This is a genomic window from Shewanella sp. QJM3NY_23, from assembly GCF_056173105.1.
Genome location: NZ_CM149657.1, coordinates 2299247 through 2316479, shown reverse-complemented (window position 1 = coordinate 2316479; position 17233 = coordinate 2299247). Strand labels below are relative to the sequence as shown.

General features: G+C 45.9%; 18 protein-coding genes. 12 read left to right on the top strand and 6 right to left on the bottom strand.

Annotated elements, in window-relative coordinates; genetic code table 11:
• Position 1: 1 nt before the first annotated feature.
• Positions 2-688: an ATP-binding cassette domain-containing protein gene (locus AC0VXX_RS10505; RefSeq protein ID WP_475514194.1), complete on the top strand. Its 687-nt coding sequence runs from the start codon at positions 2-4 to the stop codon at positions 686-688.
• Entirely contained in the window at positions 681-2204 is a 1524-nt protein-coding gene (locus AC0VXX_RS10500; protein ID WP_475514193.1) for a PhnE/PtxC family ABC transporter permease, read from the top strand. Before AC0VXX_RS10505 ends, AC0VXX_RS10500 begins: the two co-directional genes overlap by 8 nt.
• 390 nt (positions 2205-2594) lie before the next feature.
• Here the strand turns inward: AC0VXX_RS10500 and AC0VXX_RS10495 are convergent, their stop codons facing one another.
• On the bottom strand, positions 2595-3188 hold the full coding sequence (locus AC0VXX_RS10495) for an acyl carrier protein phosphodiesterase (protein WP_475514192.1): 594 nt from the start codon (positions 3186-3188) through the stop codon (positions 2595-2597).
• A gap of 175 nt (positions 3189-3363) precedes the next feature.
• On the opposite strand from AC0VXX_RS10495, the gene AC0VXX_RS10490 reads away from it, so the two are divergent.
• The 9 genes from AC0VXX_RS10490 (at position 3364) to AC0VXX_RS10450 (ending at position 11547) form a co-directional block, all read left to right on the top strand.
• Positions 3364-3525 carry a hypothetical protein gene (locus AC0VXX_RS10490; protein ID WP_162924207.1) on the top strand — a complete coding sequence of 54 codons (162 nt, stop codon included), beginning with the start codon at positions 3364-3366 and terminating at the stop codon, positions 3523-3525.
• 71 nt (positions 3526-3596) lie between these two features.
• Positions 3597-4637 carry a tRNA preQ1(34) S-adenosylmethionine ribosyltransferase-isomerase QueA gene (gene queA / locus AC0VXX_RS10485; RefSeq protein WP_475514191.1) on the top strand — a complete coding sequence of 347 codons (1041 nt, stop codon included), beginning with the start codon at positions 3597-3599 and terminating at the stop codon, positions 4635-4637.
• A 168-nt stretch (positions 4638-4805) separates the two neighbouring features.
• Positions 4806-5930, top strand: a complete 1125-nt coding sequence (gene tgt / locus AC0VXX_RS10480; protein ID WP_475514190.1) for a tRNA guanosine(34) transglycosylase Tgt — start codon at positions 4806-4808, stop codon at positions 5928-5930.
• A gap of 28 nt (positions 5931-5958) precedes the next feature.
• The gene (gene yajC, locus AC0VXX_RS10475; RefSeq protein ID WP_028773077.1) at positions 5959-6291 is read left to right on the top strand and encodes a preprotein translocase subunit YajC; all 333 of its coding nucleotides are present in this window, start codon (positions 5959-5961) and stop codon (positions 6289-6291) included.
• A gap of 38 nt (positions 6292-6329) precedes the next feature.
• A complete protein-coding gene (secD, locus tag AC0VXX_RS10470) occupies positions 6330-8180 on the top strand; it encodes a protein translocase subunit SecD (protein ID WP_475514189.1) in 1851 nt (616 codons plus the stop codon).
• Between the two features lie 13 nt (positions 8181-8193).
• A complete protein-coding gene (secF, locus tag AC0VXX_RS10465; RefSeq protein WP_475514188.1) occupies positions 8194-9141 on the top strand; it encodes a protein translocase subunit SecF in 948 nt (315 codons plus the stop codon).
• A gap of 235 nt (positions 9142-9376) precedes the next feature.
• The gene (locus AC0VXX_RS10460) at positions 9377-9694 is read left to right on the top strand and encodes a putative signal transducing protein (RefSeq protein WP_475514187.1); all 318 of its coding nucleotides are present in this window, start codon (positions 9377-9379) and stop codon (positions 9692-9694) included.
• Between the two features lie 297 nt (positions 9695-9991).
• The gene (locus AC0VXX_RS10455) at positions 9992-10903 is read left to right on the top strand and encodes a precorrin-2 dehydrogenase/sirohydrochlorin ferrochelatase family protein (RefSeq protein WP_475514186.1); all 912 of its coding nucleotides are present in this window, start codon (positions 9992-9994) and stop codon (positions 10901-10903) included.
• Positions 10904-10992: 89 nt separating this feature from the next.
• On the top strand, positions 10993-11547 hold the full coding sequence (locus AC0VXX_RS10450; protein ID WP_475514185.1) for a YaeQ family protein: 555 nt from the start codon (positions 10993-10995) through the stop codon (positions 11545-11547).
• A gap of 80 nt (positions 11548-11627) precedes the next feature.
• On the opposite strand, the gene AC0VXX_RS10445 is transcribed toward AC0VXX_RS10450, so the two are convergent.
• From AC0VXX_RS10445 to AC0VXX_RS10435, 3 genes are all read right to left on the bottom strand, one after another.
• Positions 11628-13076 (bottom strand): carbon starvation CstA family protein, encoded by a 1449-nt coding sequence (locus AC0VXX_RS10445; RefSeq protein WP_475514184.1) that lies wholly within the window; start codon positions 13074-13076, stop codon positions 11628-11630.
• 187 nt (positions 13077-13263) lie between these two features.
• Positions 13264-13974, bottom strand: coding sequence for a two-component system response regulator BtsR (gene btsR / locus AC0VXX_RS10440; protein ID WP_475514183.1), 711 nt, complete (start codon positions 13972-13974; stop codon positions 13264-13266).
• Entirely contained in the window at positions 13971-15665 is a 1695-nt protein-coding gene (locus AC0VXX_RS10435) for a LytS/YhcK type 5TM receptor domain-containing protein (protein WP_475514182.1), read from the bottom strand. The genes btsR and AC0VXX_RS10435 overlap by 4 nt, the downstream gene beginning before the upstream one ends.
• Positions 15666-15846: 181 nt before the next feature.
• On the opposite strand from AC0VXX_RS10435, the gene AC0VXX_RS10430 reads away from it, so the two are divergent.
• Positions 15847-16089: a YecH family metal-binding protein gene (locus AC0VXX_RS10430; RefSeq protein WP_475514181.1), complete on the top strand. Its 243-nt coding sequence runs from the start codon at positions 15847-15849 to the stop codon at positions 16087-16089.
• A 63-nt stretch (positions 16090-16152) separates the two neighbouring features.
• Here the strand turns inward: AC0VXX_RS10430 and AC0VXX_RS10425 are convergent, their stop codons facing one another.
• Both AC0VXX_RS10425 and AC0VXX_RS10420 read right to left on the bottom strand, forming a co-directional pair.
• Positions 16153-16497, bottom strand: a complete 345-nt coding sequence (locus AC0VXX_RS10425) for a replication protein RepA (RefSeq protein ID WP_475514180.1) — start codon at positions 16495-16497, stop codon at positions 16153-16155.
• On the bottom strand, positions 16484-17152 hold the full coding sequence (locus tag AC0VXX_RS10420) for an AAA family ATPase (protein ID WP_119979091.1): 669 nt from the start codon (positions 17150-17152) through the stop codon (positions 16484-16486). Before AC0VXX_RS10420 ends, AC0VXX_RS10425 begins: the two co-directional genes overlap by 14 nt.
• Between the last annotated feature and the right edge of the window lie 81 nt (positions 17153-17233).

The window sequence follows — 17233 nt, the reverse complement described above, 5'->3', positions numbered from 1 at the left end:
TATGCTAACAATCAAAGATCTGTCGATAAGTTACGGCAATAAACGGGTGCTCGATAAGTTATCATTGACGCTTCACCCTAGCGAGAAACTGGCCATAGTCGGTGAATCAGGCGCGGGTAAATCAACGCTGCTTCACTATATCTATCAGCAGCTTAAAGATAAATCAGCCTTATGTTCTCAATCACAAGGTCTAGTGGATGCTCTCAGTGTCTATCACAATGTTTATATGGGCGGGCTCGCGCGCCATCATTGGGTGTATAACATCGCCAACTTAGTGTGGCCGATGGCAACGCGACAAGCTGAAGTGAGTTCGCTTTGTCAGGCGTTATCGCTGGATGTGGCGTTAACGACTAAGGTATCTGCGTTATCTGGAGGCCAGCGCCAACGTGTCGGGTTAGCACGCGCCTTGTATCAGCAACAAGCCGTGTTTATAGGGGATGAAGCGTTTTCTGCGCTCGATCCTATGATGGCCAATCGATTGGTGGAGCAGGTGATAGCCAAGCACGATGCTGTCGTGATGGTGCTACATGATCGTTATCTGGCACTGAATCACTTCGACCGTATTATTGGCCTGCGTGATGGAAAAATTGCCTTGGATAGGCCGGCTAAACAGTTGAACGAGCATGATCTGGCCGCTTTTTTTGATAATACCTTAGACAGCGCCGCCACGGCGCGTTCACATGCCTAACCCGTTAAGCTTTATTGGCCCTTGGCAACGTTTAACCTTAGCGCTCTGGACTGTGGCTTTGGGCTGTAGCTATTTTGCCGATATTACCATTATCTCTCTCGACCCTTGGCACGAGCTATCTCGTATGCTGCTCGCCATGCTCACCCCAGATTTTTTCGCTACAGAATCGCTTATTAACGCTTTATGGTTGACCGTTAGTTTTGCGCTGCTTGGTGTCAGCGTAGGGTTGATCTTAGGTTCGCCCTTGGCGTTGATCTATCATTTGCCTTGGGTGTCTGGTATTTGCGCCATGGTGCGAGGCATTCATGAGATATTTTGGGCGTTACTGTTTTTACAACTGTTTGGCTTATCACCACTGACCGGAATACTGGCCATCGCCTTGCCCTATGGCGCGACTTTCGCCCGAGTATTTCATGATATTTTACAACAATCACCTAGCACGACACTCGAGAGTCTACCTGCCAAAGTCGATAGTATTAGTCGTTATTGCTACGGCAAAGTGGGACATGTTTATCCATTAATGCTGGCTTATATCCGCTATCGATTTGAGTGTGCACTGCGCAGCAGCGCAGTACTGGGTTTTATTGGCATGCCGACTCTAGGGTTTTATCTTGAAACTGCATTTAGTCAGGGAAATTATCAAGAAGGGGCGGCGCTACTTATCTTATTTGTGCTGTTGATCGGTACCATTTCATTGTGGGCTCGTAGCCTGCTGTTGCCTTGGTACTTATTGGCGGCGCTGTTAACACTGCCGACAATAACCGTGTTAGATAGCCAATTAATTTGGCAATTTATTAGTTATGATCTGCTACCCCCAGGGCTGCGAGGTATCGTTCATCACCAGATTGAGCTTAGCCAAGGGTGGTGGCAATTTAGCCGCTGGTGGCAGCAGCTAACCTTTGAGCAGGTGTTACCAGGGGTCGGTGCCACATTGGTGTTAGCCTTATGTGCATTAGGCGCAACGCAATTATTGGCACTCGTTGGATTTTATATCGCCAGTAGTTATAGAGGCAGTCGTTGTAGCGCTGCGCTGGGGAGATCATTGTTATTAGTGCTGCGCTCGTTGCCTGAGTATTTATTGGCGTTCATTTTTATGTTGCTGCTTGGTCCCTCTATGTTGCCTGCCATCGCGGCATTGGCACTGCATAATGGGGCCTTGATTGCCTATTTAGTGGTAAGGCAAGAGGAGATACTTAAGCCGAGCGCTACCTACCAGCGGCGAGCCGATCATTTTGCTTTTGAGATCCTACCGCGCATCTATCCTAACTTGATGTCGTTGCTGTTTTATCGCTTTGAAGTGATATTAAGAGAAACGGCCATTTTTGGTGTATTAGGCGTCGCCACTTTGGGGTTTTATATCGATAGCGCCTTTGCCGAAATTCGCTACAGTAATGCGCTGTATTTACTTATTATTACGGCATTAATGAATGTGATTGTTGATCATATCGCGCGGCGATTATTAGGTAATAGGTTACCCCAAGGGGTTAACCTAGGGGCACCATCTTGTGTGGCTTAGGGGGCTGGGCTTAGTATCGGCATACTTAAATCATCTGGCGCCGCTTGGCTAATTCCAAGGCAAAGCTCAAGGTAAAGTCCAAGGTAAAACTTTGTAAGGCTATCGATGGGAGCTTTGCTGCTACAAATAGGTATCAATGTCAGAGGTGATTAAGTGGCCAGGTTATAAGGCTAGGTTATAAGAATAGGTGTCGATAACGCCTGACCTTATACTTTAAGACTCATTTTAAGATTCACTTTGATACCTTTTACTTTACCACGTTGTACTTTAAAATTTTTATTTAAAAATAACCTCTTGCGCTAGCGTGCACCACTGGCTGCTGCGTTTGGGCGAAGCGTTAATATCAGCTTAGGGCTATCATCAGATGTAACGACGATGACATCAAGCGAGTTAGAGGTAATCGCTCGGGGTCTGTCTGGTCCAAATACGGCTATAGGCCATCAACTGCGGATAAAAAGTGCGAAAAGCAATTTCGATGTCGATATCCATTTTGATCACTGTGTCTACCGCCCCGTCAAAAATATCAGGTTTTGATACGCGCTTGGCAACCGAGTTTATCGCTTGATGTAACCCGTCTTGAGCTTCGTATGCCACAAGCCAATTTTGCTGGCGCATAGTGGGGATAATATCAAGCAGATTTTGTGGCAGGTGCGGCGTGGCTTCTAGTGTTGTATAAGCGTGATCGGCAAACTGACTTAAGGATTGGTTATGATACTCATCCCAATATTTAGCCAGCATATGATCGAAGGCTAAATCGATTAATATCGGCGCAGCTCGTTGCAGTTGCGCCGGAAATGCGGCTCGAAGCTCTTTGGTCAGCTCGTGACTGTCGGTGAGAGAATTAATCTGTCTGTGCAACCAAATACCTTGTTGTAATGGCTTTGGATGATCGCTGATCTTGCCTTTAGCAAAGTCACCTGCCAAGTTGGCGCCCAGAGAAGTTTTACTGTTGTCTGCGAGATGAAGATGAGCCAAAAAGTTCATTAGATATGATGTATTTTCTTTGTTAAAGCAGGTTTTTCACGTTATCATGACCGCTGGTGCTAAGGAACCTTTATTTTATGCAGAGTGAGCGTACGATGCAATCATAGGCAACTTAAGGATGTGCACCCAGTGAGTTTCCCTTCATATTAACTATTATCGGTTTTAAGGATCATGGATGATGTTTAACTGGTTTTCGAAGCTATTAGGTAAAAAGGAACAATCGCAACGTAAACGTGTGCAGGTTGATATTCCGATAGAACAACACAGTTATCGTAAAGCTTTTTTTGACGTCAAACCTCACCAAGTTAGCGTCAAAGAGGATGAAAGCACTAACTAGTGGGTTTGCCTTGATCTTCTCTGTTTCTGCCAATAGACTAGCGGCCGATTTATGTTAAACAGAGACTAACTATGCGTGTTGCCGATTTTTGTTTTGACCTTCCTGATGAACTGATCGCTAGGTATCCTATGCCCGATCGCAGTAGTTCACGTTTATTGACTCTTGATGGCAGCAGTGGCGAGCTTGCCGATAAACAGTTTACCGATATTTTACAGATGGTGAATCCAGGCGATCTAATGGTGTTTAACAACACCCGGGTGATCCCCGCACGCCTATTTGGTCAAAAGCAAACTGGCGGAAAATTAGAGATATTGGTTGAGCGTATGCTCGACGATAAACGCATCTTAGCCCATGTTCGCAGCTCAAAATCGCCCAAGCCCGGTAGCATAGTGTGCCTCGACGGCGGTTATGAAATGACCATGCTTGAACGTCATGATACGCTGTTTGAACTTGCGCTTAACAGTGACAAGACCATTTTAGAGGTGCTCGAAGAAGTAGGGCACATGCCATTACCGCCTTATATCGATCGCCCAGACGAAGATGCCGACAAAGAGCGCTACCAAACAGTTTACAATCAAAATCCAGGCGCGGTAGCAGCGCCCACCGCGGGATTGCATTTTGATGATGCCTTGCTTGCGGCTTTAAAAGATAAAGGCGTCAATATCGCCTTTGTGACTTTACATGTCGGCGCTGGCACCTTCCAACCTGTGCGGGTGGATAATATCCTCGAACATAAAATGCACTCAGAGTGGGCTGAGGTTTCGCAGCAAGTGGTTGATCAAATCACGGCCACCAAAGCGGCGGGTAAACGCGTGATAGCTGTGGGCACCACGTCAGTACGTTCACTGGAAAGTGCAGCGAAAGCCAGCCAAGGTGAACTGCAACCTTTTAGTAGTGATACCGATATCTTTATTTATCCAGGTTATAAGTTTCAAATTGTTGATGCCATTGTCACCAATTTTCATCTGCCAGAGTCGACCTTGATTATGTTAATTAGCGCATTTGCCGGTTTCGATGAGGTCAAAAACGCCTATCAGCACGCGATCGCTCAAAAATACCGCTTTTTTAGCTATGGCGATGCCATGTTTGTGACTAAAAAACCGAACTCATAAGTGATTTTGCTTTAAAATACCTACCCACTATTTAAAGTGGGTATTTTTTTATGTTTTTTCAGGTTAAGGGTTGATACTCAATTGTTTGCCCTTATCTCTATTGTTCATTCGTGTCTAAAACCATAGGCACAATATTGGTGTCAGACTGTTTCTCTGGCGAGGTAAATTATGAAATTTGAATTAGATACAACCGATGGTCGTGCACGTCGCGGTCGTTTAGTCTTCGAACGTGGTACTGTCGAAACGCCTGCGTTTATGCCTGTTGGTACCTACGGTACTGTGAAAGGGATGACACCTGAAGAAGTGCGTGCTACTGGCGCCGATATTCTGCTGGGAAATACCTTCCACCTTTGGTTACGACCAGGCGAAGAGATCATGCGCAAGCATGGTGACTTACATGATTTTATGAACTGGCAACGTCCAATCCTGACCGACTCTGGCGGGTTCCAAGTCTTTAGTTTGGGTGATATTCGTAAGATCACCGAAGAGGGGGTGCATTTCCGTTCGCCAATCAATGGTGAGAAGATTTTCCTCGATCCTGAAAAGTCGATGCAAATTCAAGACTCGCTTGGCAGTGATGTGGTGATGATTTTTGACGAATGTACGCCATATCCTGCAACTGAAGATGAAGCGCGTAAGTCAATGCAGATGTCTTTGCGTTGGGCTCAGCGTTCGCGCGATGAGTTCGATAGACTGGAAAACCCCAATTCCCTCTTTGGTATTATCCAAGGCGGTGTATACGAAGATTTACGTGATGAAAGCCTACATGGGCTAGTTAATATTGGTTTTGATGGTTATGCCATCGGTGGTTTAGCGGTTGGCGAGCCAAAGGAAGATATGCACCGTATTTTGGAGCATGTGTGTCCTAAAATTCCAACCGATAAGCCACGTTACTTGATGGGGGTCGGTAAGCCAGAAGATTTAGTTGAGGGCGTACGTCGCGGCGTAGATATGTTTGACTGTGTTATGCCAACACGTAATGCTCGTAACGGTCATCTGTTTACCAGTGAAGGCGTTATCAAGATCCGCAATGCGCGGCATCGTGATGACACTTCACCACTTGATGCTAAATGTGATTGTTATACCTGTAAGAATTACTCACGGGCATATCTGTACCATTTAGATCGTTGCAATGAAATCTTAGGAGCACGTTTAAATACCATCCATAACTTACGTTATTACCAAATGTTGATGGAAGGTTTGCGTGGCGCAATTGAGACAGGTACATTAGACGCCTTTGTTGAGGAGTTCTATACCAGTCAAGGTCGTGAAGTTCCTAAGTTATCCGATTAATACTTACAGCTAATAAGAAGAGAGAATTATGTTCATTTCAAATGCATATGCAAACGCAGCAGGCGCACCAGCAGGTGGTGGCACCATGGAATTGATTTTCATGTTGGTCATTTTCGGCTTGATTTTTTACTTTATGATTTTCCGCCCGCAATCCAAGCGCGTTAAAGAACATAAGAACCTAATGAGCTCATTGAGCAAAGGTGACGAAGTGTTAACCAGCGGCGGGATTTTAGGCAAGATCGCTAAAATCAGTGATGAAAATGATTACGTGTTACTCACCATCAATGAAACCAGCGAAATCACAATTAAAAAGGATTACATTGCGGCTGTTTTGCCTAAAGGGTCGATTAAGTCACTTTAAGTTGTAAATAAGTCACTTTAAGCCAAGAGGGCGATGGTGTGTTAAATAAATACCCAATGTGGAAAAACCTAATGGTGATGTTCATCATCGCCATAGGTGCTTTCTACGCAATACCAAATTTATTTGGTGAAGACCATGCAGTGCAAGTGGTCGCGACACGTGGTGCCGAAGTTAGCGTATCGACTCAGATACAGGTCAATGAGTTATTGTCGACAAAAGGCATTGAAGTTAAGCGCTCTGAACTTGAAAATGGTCAACTGTTAGTGCGTGTGGCGAATGCGGATCAACAATTACTCGCTAAAGAGGCCATTGCGGACTCACTCGGTGATAAGTATGTTGTCGCGCTCAACTTAGCCCCGGCAACGCCAAAGTGGTTAGAGTCACTGGGCGGTAGCCCAATGAAACTAGGCCTAGATTTGCGTGGTGGTGTGCACTTCTTAATGGAAGTGGACATGAGCGAAGCTATTCGTAAGATGACCGAGGCTAAAATCGCTGATTTTAGAACCGATCTTCGCAGCGAAAAAATTCGTTATGCCGGTATCCGTAATAGCGCTAAAGGTATTGAGATTAAATTCCGTGATGCCGATAGCCTTGCTAAAGCTGAACGTTTTCTCAAGACGCGCAGTAATGACATGGTGTTCAGCGATATCTCATCGAATGACAACTATTTGTTACTAGCAAACATGAGTGAAACTTACCTTAAGCAAATTAAGGAAGAAGCACTGCAGCAAAACATCACTACATTGCGTAATCGTGTTAACGAGTTGGGTGTGGCAGAACCTGTGGTTCAGCGCCAAGGGGCTGAACGCATCATCGTCGAATTACCTGGGGTGCAAGATACCGCGCGCGCCAAAGATATTTTAGGTGCAACGGCGTCAATTGAGTTCCATATGGTTGACGAAAAAGCCGATGCGGCTGCCATCGCAAGTGGGCGTATCTCTGCGGGATCACAAGTCTATAACCGTCGCCAAGGTGGTCAAGTGGTGCTGCAAAAAGCGGTCATGCTAACCGGTGATCATATTCAAGGTGCTCAACCGAGTTTTGATGAATACAGCCGTCCACAAGTGTCGATTAACCTCGATGCCAAAGGTGGCGCTATCTTCTCAAATGTGACCAAAGACAACATCGGTAAACCGATGGCGACCTTGTTCATAGAGTATAAAGATAACGGCGCGAAGAACCCTGATGGCAGCGTTAAGATGGACAAGATTGAGGAAGTGATCTCAGTGGCGACCATTCAAGCGCGTTTGGGACGTAACTTCGTCATTACCGGCCTAGACCACTCTGAAGCGCAAAACTTAGCCTTGCTACTGCGTGCTGGAGCCTTGATTGCTCCTGTATCGATTGTTGAAGAACGTACCATTGGTCCAAGCCTTGGTGCCGAAAACATCGAAAACGGTGTTCAGGCAATGGTATGGGGTATGGCGGTTGTGCTTATCTTTATGCTGGTCTATTACCGTGGCTTTGGCTTGATAGCCAACCTTGCGTTAACAGCTAACCTCGTGATGGTGGTTGGCGTGATGTCGATGATCCCTGGCGCGGTGTTAACCCTGCCTGGTATTGCCGGTATGGTGTTAACCGTGGGTATGGCTGTTGACGGTAACGTGCTTATTTATGAGCGTATTCGTGAAGAACTTCGCGCGGGCCGCAGTGTGCAACAAGCGATACACGAAGGTTATGGTAATGCGTTTTCAACCATTGCCGATGCGAACATAACCACCTTTATGACAGCGTTAATTCTATTTGCCGTGGGTACCGGTGCCGTTAAAGGCTTTGCGGTGACACTGATGATAGGTATTGCCACGTCGATGTTTACCGCCATTGTCGGCACTCGCTCTATTGTGAATGCGATATGGGGTGGTAAGCGCGTGAAGAAACTGTCTATTTAAGGGGAAGTTGACTATGTTCCAGATTTTATCAATAAAAGGCACGATCAACTTCTTACGCCATGCGTTGCCGATCAGTATCTTGTCAATGATCTTAGTGGTAGGTTCATTGGCCTCGTTAACGTTTAAAGGCATTAACTGGGGGTTAGATTTTACTGGTGGTACAGTGGTTGAGATGGAGTTTTCTCAACCGGTTGATCTTAACCAGTTACGCAGTGTGTTGACGTCAGATGCGACCGATGGTGCCGTGGTGCAGAACTTTGGTTCGAGCCGCGATGTGTTGGTACGTTTACCTGTGAAAGCGGATATCAAGAGTGATACGCAAGTGGAGCACGTGATGGAAGCCGCCAGTGCTATCGATCCTAGTGTGGTCCAAAAGCGCGTCGAGTTTGTCGGTCCGCAAGTGGGTAAGGAACTTGCTGAGCAAGGTGGGTTAGCGGTATTAGTGGCGCTGATCTGTATCCTTATTTATGTGTCATTTCGTTTCGAATGGCGTTTAGCCATGGGCTCGGTGGCCGCGCTGGCTCACGATGTGATTGTTACCTTAGGGGTATTTTCGTTATTGCAACTGGAATTCGACTTAACGGTGCTGGCGGGTTTACTCACAGTTGTCGGCTACTCACTTAACGATACCATTGTTGTGTTTGACCGTATTCGTGAGAATTTCCTCAAGATGCGTAAAGGTACCCCTGAAGATATTGTCAATACCTCAATCACTCAAACCATGAGTCGTACCATTATTACTACTGGTACCACCTTGGTGGTTGTTGTGGCACTATTCCTTAAGGGGGGCACCATGATCCATGGCTTCGCGACGGCCTTGCTGATGGGGATTTTCGTGGGTACTTTCTCATCGATTTACGTGGCGAGTTTCCTCGCTGTGAAATTGGGGATCAATCGCGAGCACATGATGCCAGTTGAGATTGAGAAAGAAGGCGCTGATCAAGATGCGTTAATGCCTTAAACAAAGAGAAGCATGGGCGATAACGTCATTTATCGTCCTGCTTACTACAGTTTAATGTCATTAATCATGATGTTTAAGTTAAAAAGCCACATGATGTGGCTTTTTTTACATCAAAATGTTGATTTTTTGATCGTATTTATCCTCGACAAACAACCCCTATTGACGCTAGGATGTTGGCGGCTATTTGATAGGCCTAACCGTTCGCAGTCTGAATTGTTGCAGTAGGAGAAAACACATGGAAGAACGTACTAGATTAGTCGCCGGTGGCAATTTGTTACAAGCCCATAGCTGGAAGGGGATGCTTGAGGCTTGTGGTATTGAAGTTGAACTGCGTGGTGAAGCACTGTTAGGTGGGGTTGGTGAGCTGCCAGTGGATCTACAAGATGTTGAACTTTGGGTCACCGAATCTCAATATGAGGCGGCAAGAGCACAACTTGAAACCCTAAACACCGAGAGTCCGCAATGGCAGTGCCTTAAGTGCCATGAGATGAATGAAGGCAGTTTTGAACTGTGTTGGCACTGCAGTGCCGAACGCAGTGAGCGTTTAAGTTAAGGTATCATCTTGCCGGTTGGTGATTGAGCGACTACAGGTTTGATGAGTCAGTTTAATTAGCTTAATCTATTTTTACCCGATAGTTGTTACGTTTATCGAGCGTCTCTTACGTCATCGCCTCAGCAATATAACCTCACTTATGAGTATGTCATATGATAATTCTAAGTATGTCATATGATAAAAAAGACTCAGCTTTAGTGGATGTTAGTCTACCGTGCCAGTCGCCTTGTTTGTGTGCTAATGCTATTATTTGCTTACTATTTTGTCCTCGGCTTTAGCTAAAGAGAGCGCCTCCTCATGCAGTACTTCCCTTTATTTGTTGATACTCAATCCCTACGGGTTTTAATTATTGGTGCCGGTGAAGTGGCCAGTCGCAAATTGGATCTGCTGAGTCGAACCTTGGCCGAAATTGAGGTGATTGCGCCTGATATTTGTGATGAGGTACGCTCTTATGCTAGACAAGGTCGGATCAGACTGCACCAGCGAGCGGCCAACATTGATGACATTGCAAATGTCGATCTTTTATATCTCGCGACGGGTAATGATGCGTTTAACCGTGATATGGCGATGCACGCGACCGTGCAGGGGATCTGGGTCAATGTGGTTGATTCACCTGGCTTGTGCCGTTTTATTACTCCATCTATTGTAGACCGAGGTCGCCTGCAGGTGGCCATAAGCACAGCGGGTGCTGCGCCGGTGTTTGCCCGCGAGCTACGTTCACGTTTAGAAACTTGGTTGCCTAACTCCCTCAGTGAACTGTTTGATTTTATTGCCGAGAGGCGAGTTGAGGTGCAGCAACGTTTACCTGACTTTGGTCAGCGTAAGCTATTTTGGGAGCAGTTTTTTATCAGCAACGGCGATAAGTTTGATGCTGATACGCCTAGGCGCTATGAAAATGCGTTTAGGCAGCTATCGAATGAGGGGGAGATTTTATTGATTGACGATCAAACCAAAGTTGAGCTGCTACCTATAGCCGCCATGCCCTTATTACAGCGAATAGACACACTTTGTAGCGATATTGCGCTGCCTAGCGATTTAGTTGAATTAGTCCGCCGTGATGCGTCGCGAGCGAGTATGCCTTCTCTGAGCGTTATCAATGCCCAGTATGCTAAAGGTGAGCGAGTATTGCTGTTTGCGGAGGTGGCAACGATTTCAAGGCTGGTTGCTCATTTTCCCATGGCGAAGTGGTTGCGCGGTGGGTCGCTATAGCGCAATTGCACCCATTTCCACAGCGCCGACTGTGTGTTGCTTGGCGTAATTAAGGTAAACTAGCCATATCATTCACAATTTTGATTAATATGGCCCCTAAAGCAACGGTTTATAAAGCCAATCTACAGATAGCCGATATGGATCGTGGATATTACCATGATCATAACCTTACCCTCGCACAGCACCCATCAGAAACCGATGCTCGTATGATGTTGCGCCTGCTGGCATTTGCCCTTAATGCCAGCGATAGCTTGCAGTTTAGCAAAGGTTTATGTGTTGAGGATGAGCCAGAGCTGTGGCAAAAATCATTAAGCGACGAAATAGAGCTCTGGGTTGAGTTTGGTCAAAGTGATGAGAAATGGGTTCGAAAAGCCAGTGGCCGTTCAAAACAGGTGAAGTTATTTGCTTACGGTGGACGCAGCGTACCGATATGGTGGCAACAAAATCAACAAGCGTTTGCACGTTATCAGAATTTGAAAGTGTGGAATATCCCCGAAGAAGCGGTAAAAGCCATGGGGGAGCTGGTAAGTCGCAGCATGATAGTGCAATTTAACATTAGCGAAGGCGAAATTTGGATGTCTAATGATCTTGGCAGTGTGCAGATTGTTCCCGAGGTGCTAAAAGACGAGGTGCTAAAAGAGTAGTACTTGCTTATATGTTGAGTGCTAAAAAAGCCAGTCTCAAGACTGGCTTTTTACAGGTTTGCAAGGTAACTTGCGCGTGGTTAGGCTTTTTCTACCAAGGAGGTTTCATCCTCATCTTCGCCTTTACCTTTGGTTTTCACCATGATGAGTGCGGTGATAACTAGAGTTGACACCACACCGGCAATCGTTGATAGCGTCATCGGTAGACCAGCGCCTAAGGTTGCCGAGTTGAGCAGGAAGCTTATCACCACTGTGGTCATAAACATCGCTGGGACGGTACAGATCCAATGGAACTTATTGTGACGCAGTAAGTATGCAGATGCCGTCCATAACATCATCACTGCGGTTGTTTGGTTAGCCACACCAAAGTAGCGCCAAATCACCCCAAAATCGACTTGAGTTAAAATCGCGCCCATGATGAACAGTGGGATAGCCAATAATAGACGTTTAGGTAGCGCAGTTTGTGGTAGCTTAAAGAACTCGGCTAAAATCAAGCGGGCCGAACGAAACGCCGTATCGCCAGATGTGATAGGCAAAATAATGACACCTAAGATAGCCATAAAGCCACCCACAGCGCCCAACAAGCCAGTTGATGCTTCATATACTACGTTAGCGGGGTTGCCTGCCATACCGGCATTGAGCCCTTCAACACCGCCGAAGAAAGATAAGGCGATAGCACACCAGATAAGTGCAATGATCCCTTCGCCTATCATGGCGCCGAAGAACACAAAGCGGCCGTTAGATTCATTTTCTACACAACGAGCCATTAGCGGTGACTGAGTCGCGTGGAAACCTGATATCGCACCGCAGGCAATAGTGATAAACAGGGCAGGCCACAGTGGCATGTCATTGGGATTAAGGTTGGTTAAAAAATCGCTTGCTTCAAACCCAGGTAACAGAGAGTGTTCGCTCGACACGACTAGCGCTATGGTTAACCCTACAGACATGAACAGCAATAAGGCGCCGAAGAAAGGATATAGGCGACCGATAATTTTATCGACTGGCACAATGGTTGCGATTAAATAGTAAGTAAAAATAATCCCTACGAAGATGCTAATATCCCAGCCGGTTAACTTGCCGAGCAAACCAGCAGGCGCAGAAATAAACACCACACCGACCAGCAAGAGTAGGATGATGGCAAAAATATTCATAAAATGTTTGGCACTTTTGCCCAGGTATTTACCGGCAAGATTAGGTACCGACTGGCCATTATTTCTTACCGAGAGCATGCCTGAAAAATAATCGTGGACCGCACCAGCAAAAATACAGCCGAGCACAATCCATAACATAGCGGCAGGGCCATAAAGTGCACCTAAGATAGGGCCAAAGATAGGCCCAACACCGGCAATATTAAGCAGTTGGATAAGGTAGACCTTACCTTTAGACATGGGGACAAAATCTACCCCGTCGGTTTGGGTAAAGGCGGGCGTTTGACGCGCCTCATTTATGCCGAAGACTTTTTCAACAAATTTACCGTAGATGAAGTATCCGCCAATTAGCAGGCCGACACACATTAGAAACCACATCATAATCTTTTACCCCCAGTGAAAGACACGCAGAGTGTATCGTCTGTGAGAGAGAATAAAATCGACATTTAGGTGAGTGGTCGTATCAAGCGATTAAGCGGTTATTTAAGGCGGTTAACGGTTTGGTTACTGGGCGAGCACAAGCCCCTGCGCGTCGAGTCATCCATGTAAATGGGAGCCTAGGAGCTAATCAATGAAAGCCAAATAGCTGTTTTAGTGGTTTTAAAAATCGCCGTGATACAGGTATCGTTTTGTCTGAATGGGTAATAACATCAGCGCCATTGTCCTGCATCACAATTTCACTGATAGCGTGGGGCGCAACAAGATACTGCTTGTGACAACGTATTAGCGCGGTCTTCTCTTCGAGTACTTTAAGGGTGAGATGCGTATGCACCTGCTCATTGGCGGTGGTAACATGGATGCCGCTTAAATCGCTGAACGCGTATTCGACATCTCTGATGTTAATCACTTTGAGGCGATTGCCGCAATAACAGGGCACATGTTCCAGTGTTGTGGGTAAAATGGCGCTCAGTGAGGGTTGGGGCAAATCTTTACGTAGACGATGAATGCTGGTCTGCAAGCGGGCTGCATCAATGGGCTTAAGCAGATAGTCAAAAGCATGATTGTCAAAAGCTTGAATTGCATATTCATCATAGGCGGTGACAAATACTACTCGGGGCATAGTATCAGGATCCAGCATGGCAACCATTTCAAGGCCAGTAATTTTGGGCATCTGAATGTCTAAAAAAATCAAATCAGGCTTTAATTTGCTAATCGATTGTATCGCCTCAATGGCATTAGCACATTGGCCGATCACCTCAATATCGTCATAGACGTTGAGTAACTCTTGTAATGCATCGCGGGCAAAGGGCTCATCGTCAATAATTAAACAGCGGATCACTTTGACTGTCCTATTGGGCTGGTGGTTAACGGTAAGGTAATGGTTATTTGCGTATATTCATCGCGGCTCGATGTTATCGTGACGCCAAAGCTATTGCCAAACAGATTTTGAATGCGTTTATGCACAATCGACATGCCCAGGCCTGAGTTATCTGTCTGCTGCGTTGTGTCATATAATCCTGCGTTATCGGTGACTTGCAAAATTAATTGGTCGTTGTCGGCTCGTCCACTTACCCTTATCTCACCAGGCTCAATAAGGTGAGATGTACCATGTTTAACGGCATTTTCGATAATGGGCTGTAGGGTAAATGCGGGCAATTTATGATGATGCAACGAGGCTGGAATATCGATCTCGACACTTAATTTATCGAAAAAGCGCGCTTTTTCTATCATAAGGTAGGCGTCGATATGTTCGAGTTCATCCGTTAGGGTGACCAGGCCTGTGGTGCGTTTTAAGTTGATGCGTAAAAATTGGGCTAAGTGTTGGATCAGTTGGCGCGCCATTACTGGATCACGGCCAATAATGGCAGCGATGGTGTTTAAGGCGTTAAACAAAAAGTGAGGATTGACCTGAGCTTGCAGTAGTTTTAGTTCTGATTGTGTCAATAAATTCTGCTGTTGTTCGTAGCGGCCATATAGGATTTGATTAGACATTAATCGTGCAATACCTTCGCCCAATGTCTTGTTAATATTTAAAAATAGTTTGTTTTTGGGTTCATATAACTTAATCGTGCCGATCACTTCTGACTCACATCGCAGCGGGATCACTAGGCTTGAACCTAAGCGGCATTGATTAGAGATTGAACAGGCATAACGCGTTTCCACTCCATCGGCAAACATGACACAATTTTGCTCGATTGCATCTTGGGTGATTTTCGATGAAATGGGGGTGCCAGGAATGTGATGATCATCGCCGATGCCGATAAAGGCCAGCAGTTTTTCTCGGTCGGTAATGGCTACGGCGCCAACATGGGTTTCTTCAATAATGATCTGCGCGACTTTGGTACTGCTCTCTTGATCGAAGCCTCTGGATAACACCCCAACGCTGCGCTCGGCAATTCTGAGTGCTTTAGTCGAAAACGCCGATGATAGCTTATCGAACATGGTTTTTTGGTCGCGCACCATACTCATAAACAGCGCGGCGCCGACCGAATTAACCAGCAGCATGGGAAGTGCAATCTGTTTGACCAGTTCAACAGCATCATCTAAGGGTTGTGCTACCGCGAGAATAATCCCCATCTGCATCATTTCGGCTGAAAAGGTGACCAAGCAAACGAGCAGGGGAGTATAGACCAATTCACTCTTGTCTAATTTACGTAAATATAAGCCGACGAGTCCGGCAGAGAAGCCTTCTAATGTGGTGGATATCGCACAAGCAAGATCGGTAAACCCGCCCAAGCTGTAACGATGTAAACCGCCAGTTAAGCCAACCAAAAAGCCGGTAACAGGGCCGCCGAGTAGACCGCCTAACACGGCGCCCATGGCACGGGTGTTGGCAATGGCATCGTTAGTCTGTTCACCAAAGTAGGTGGCTAAAATACAAAAGCCTGAAAAGATAAAGTAGATGTAGATTTTATGGGGTAAGCGGGTCGCGGTTTCGGCAAATAGCTTAAATAGTGGTGTTTTACTCAGTAAGTAAACGATCACTAGATATAAACACATCTGTTGGGTTAGCAATAAAATGAGCGGCATAAAAACAGATGTTCCTATTATGGCATGAGCCAAGCCATTGGCTGAGTGTTTGAATGAGCCTCTTGAGCATAACACTAGCCCTTAAGAGACCACAACCGTTCACTTTGCGCTATAGCGCATGGTTTTACTATCAATTATAAGTTATAACATGCACATTAATTAAATCTTTGTTGAGGTTAAGATGTCAGACTCAATTCATGGTCATCAAGTGATGCAACTCATGCTGTCATTAGGCGGCGCTATATCGAAAACAGAACTTATTAAACTAATGGCGACTCATTTTGGTGAACAGGCCACATATCATACGTGTTCGGCAACAGAGATGTCGGCTGAGCAACTGATTGCTTTGTTAGAGCGTAAAGGTAAGTTTACTGAGTCATCAATGGGGATTGAGACCGCTGCCGATAAGATTTGTCATCATTAGCCATTGCAGTGATAGGGCGGCGTCAGTATACGCTGTCCTATCACATCACTTACATCTATCGAGTTAGTCTTGGCTTTCATCAATAAGTTGTTGTATGGCTTGTGGTGACTTGTCGGCAAAATCTTTTATCATCAACCGGATAAGTCGGGACTTGGCAATTTTTGCGTCACTGGCCAGTTGATTGAGCTGTGCAATACTTTTTTCGGTAAGGGTGAAGGTGGCGTGGCGAAAAATTTTACTAGATTGCTTTTTAAGGCTAACCGTTTGCTTGGCTTTGTGTTTCTTCTTAGTGCGTTGGGATAGGCTGGGTTGGCCAAATGCATAATTGTTGGCATCTTCGATAAACTCTTCGAGCGAGAGTTCTTTACGCGGCTTAGGCTTACGCCGCTTAAGATCAGTTAAGCTCATAAGAATTTTCAGGTGGTATGGCGAGTAGTTCATCGCAAATAGCACGTATTTCGATGGCGGCTTTACCGTCGGGCTCAATTTCAAGTACCGATGAGCCTTGCTCTTCGCTATCGTCATAGATATTGCGGCTGAAAGTGACTGCGTTTAATGCCCTTAGTCCAAAGGATTCGACCACCTCTTTGGCTTCTAAGATGCGCTTATACTGATTAGGCAATGATGGACATTGAGTTATAACCACTGCAGCGACCATTTTGGGGTTGACCATCTTACAGGTACTGAGCATATCTTCCATGTGGGGTAGGGTTTTTAGATCGCGGCGTTTAGGTCGAAGTGGCAGTAGCACATAGGTGGCTACCGACATGGCGGCACGCATGGCGAGGTTGTCTTGGCCACCACAATCAACAATCACATAATCAAAGCGTTGATCGAGCCCGAGTAAATCGTTACGGATTTTACCATATAGCTGAATGCAGTTGATGGTTGGGAGGTTGGGATCTTCATTACGGGCTTGGATCCAATCTGAAGTGGTGCGCTGTGGGTCACAATCGACCATTAACACATTCGCGTTATGTTTTTGAGTGATATGAACAGCAATGTTTTGCGCCATACAGCTTTTACCTGCGCCTCCTTTCTCACCGCCTACAAGCAAAATCATGTGTGTCCCTCCATCAAGTCGAGCATTGGGTTACTTAGCATTACATAAGTGTTTTTTAGTATAGATTAGCCCACTGAAATG

Bases quoted from the DNA above. Each gene is read 5' to 3' on its own strand.
- AC0VXX_RS10495 (WP_475514192.1), bottom strand. From the start codon at position 3,188: ATGAACTTTTTGGCTCATCTTCATCTCGCAGACAACAGTAAAACTTCT.
- AC0VXX_RS10450 (WP_475514185.1), top strand. From the start codon at position 10,993: ATGGCCCCTAAAGCAACGGTTTATAAAGCCAATCTACAGATAGCCGAT.
- AC0VXX_RS10490 (WP_162924207.1), top strand. From the start codon at position 3,364: ATGATGTTTAACTGGTTTTCGAAGCTATTAGGTAAAAAGGAACAATCG.
- AC0VXX_RS10420 (WP_119979091.1), bottom strand. From the start codon at position 17,152: ATGATTTTGCTTGTAGGCGGTGAGAAAGGAGGCGCAGGTAAAAGCTGT.
- secF (WP_475514188.1), top strand. From the start codon at position 8,194: ATGTTCCAGATTTTATCAATAAAAGGCACGATCAACTTCTTACGCCAT.
- AC0VXX_RS10505 (WP_475514194.1), top strand. From the start codon at position 2: ATGCTAACAATCAAAGATCTGTCGATAAGTTACGGCAATAAACGGGTG.
- AC0VXX_RS10460 (WP_475514187.1), top strand. From the start codon at position 9,377: ATGGAAGAACGTACTAGATTAGTCGCCGGTGGCAATTTGTTACAAGCC.
- AC0VXX_RS10500 (WP_475514193.1), top strand. From the start codon at position 681: ATGCCTAACCCGTTAAGCTTTATTGGCCCTTGGCAACGTTTAACCTTA.
- AC0VXX_RS10425 (WP_475514180.1), bottom strand. From the start codon at position 16,497: ATGAGCTTAACTGATCTTAAGCGGCGTAAGCCTAAGCCGCGTAAAGAA.
- queA (WP_475514191.1), top strand. From the start codon at position 3,597: ATGCGTGTTGCCGATTTTTGTTTTGACCTTCCTGATGAACTGATCGCT.
- yajC (WP_028773077.1), top strand. From the start codon at position 5,959: ATGTTCATTTCAAATGCATATGCAAACGCAGCAGGCGCACCAGCAGGT.
- AC0VXX_RS10445 (WP_475514184.1), bottom strand. From the start codon at position 13,076: ATGATGTGGTTTCTAATGTGTGTCGGCCTGCTAATTGGCGGATACTTC.
- AC0VXX_RS10430 (WP_475514181.1), top strand. From the start codon at position 15,847: ATGTCAGACTCAATTCATGGTCATCAAGTGATGCAACTCATGCTGTCA.
- AC0VXX_RS10435 (WP_475514182.1), bottom strand. From the start codon at position 15,665: ATGCCGCTCATTTTATTGCTAACCCAACAGATGTGTTTATATCTAGTG.
- tgt (WP_475514190.1), top strand. From the start codon at position 4,806: ATGAAATTTGAATTAGATACAACCGATGGTCGTGCACGTCGCGGTCGT.
- AC0VXX_RS10455 (WP_475514186.1), top strand. From the start codon at position 9,992: ATGCAGTACTTCCCTTTATTTGTTGATACTCAATCCCTACGGGTTTTA.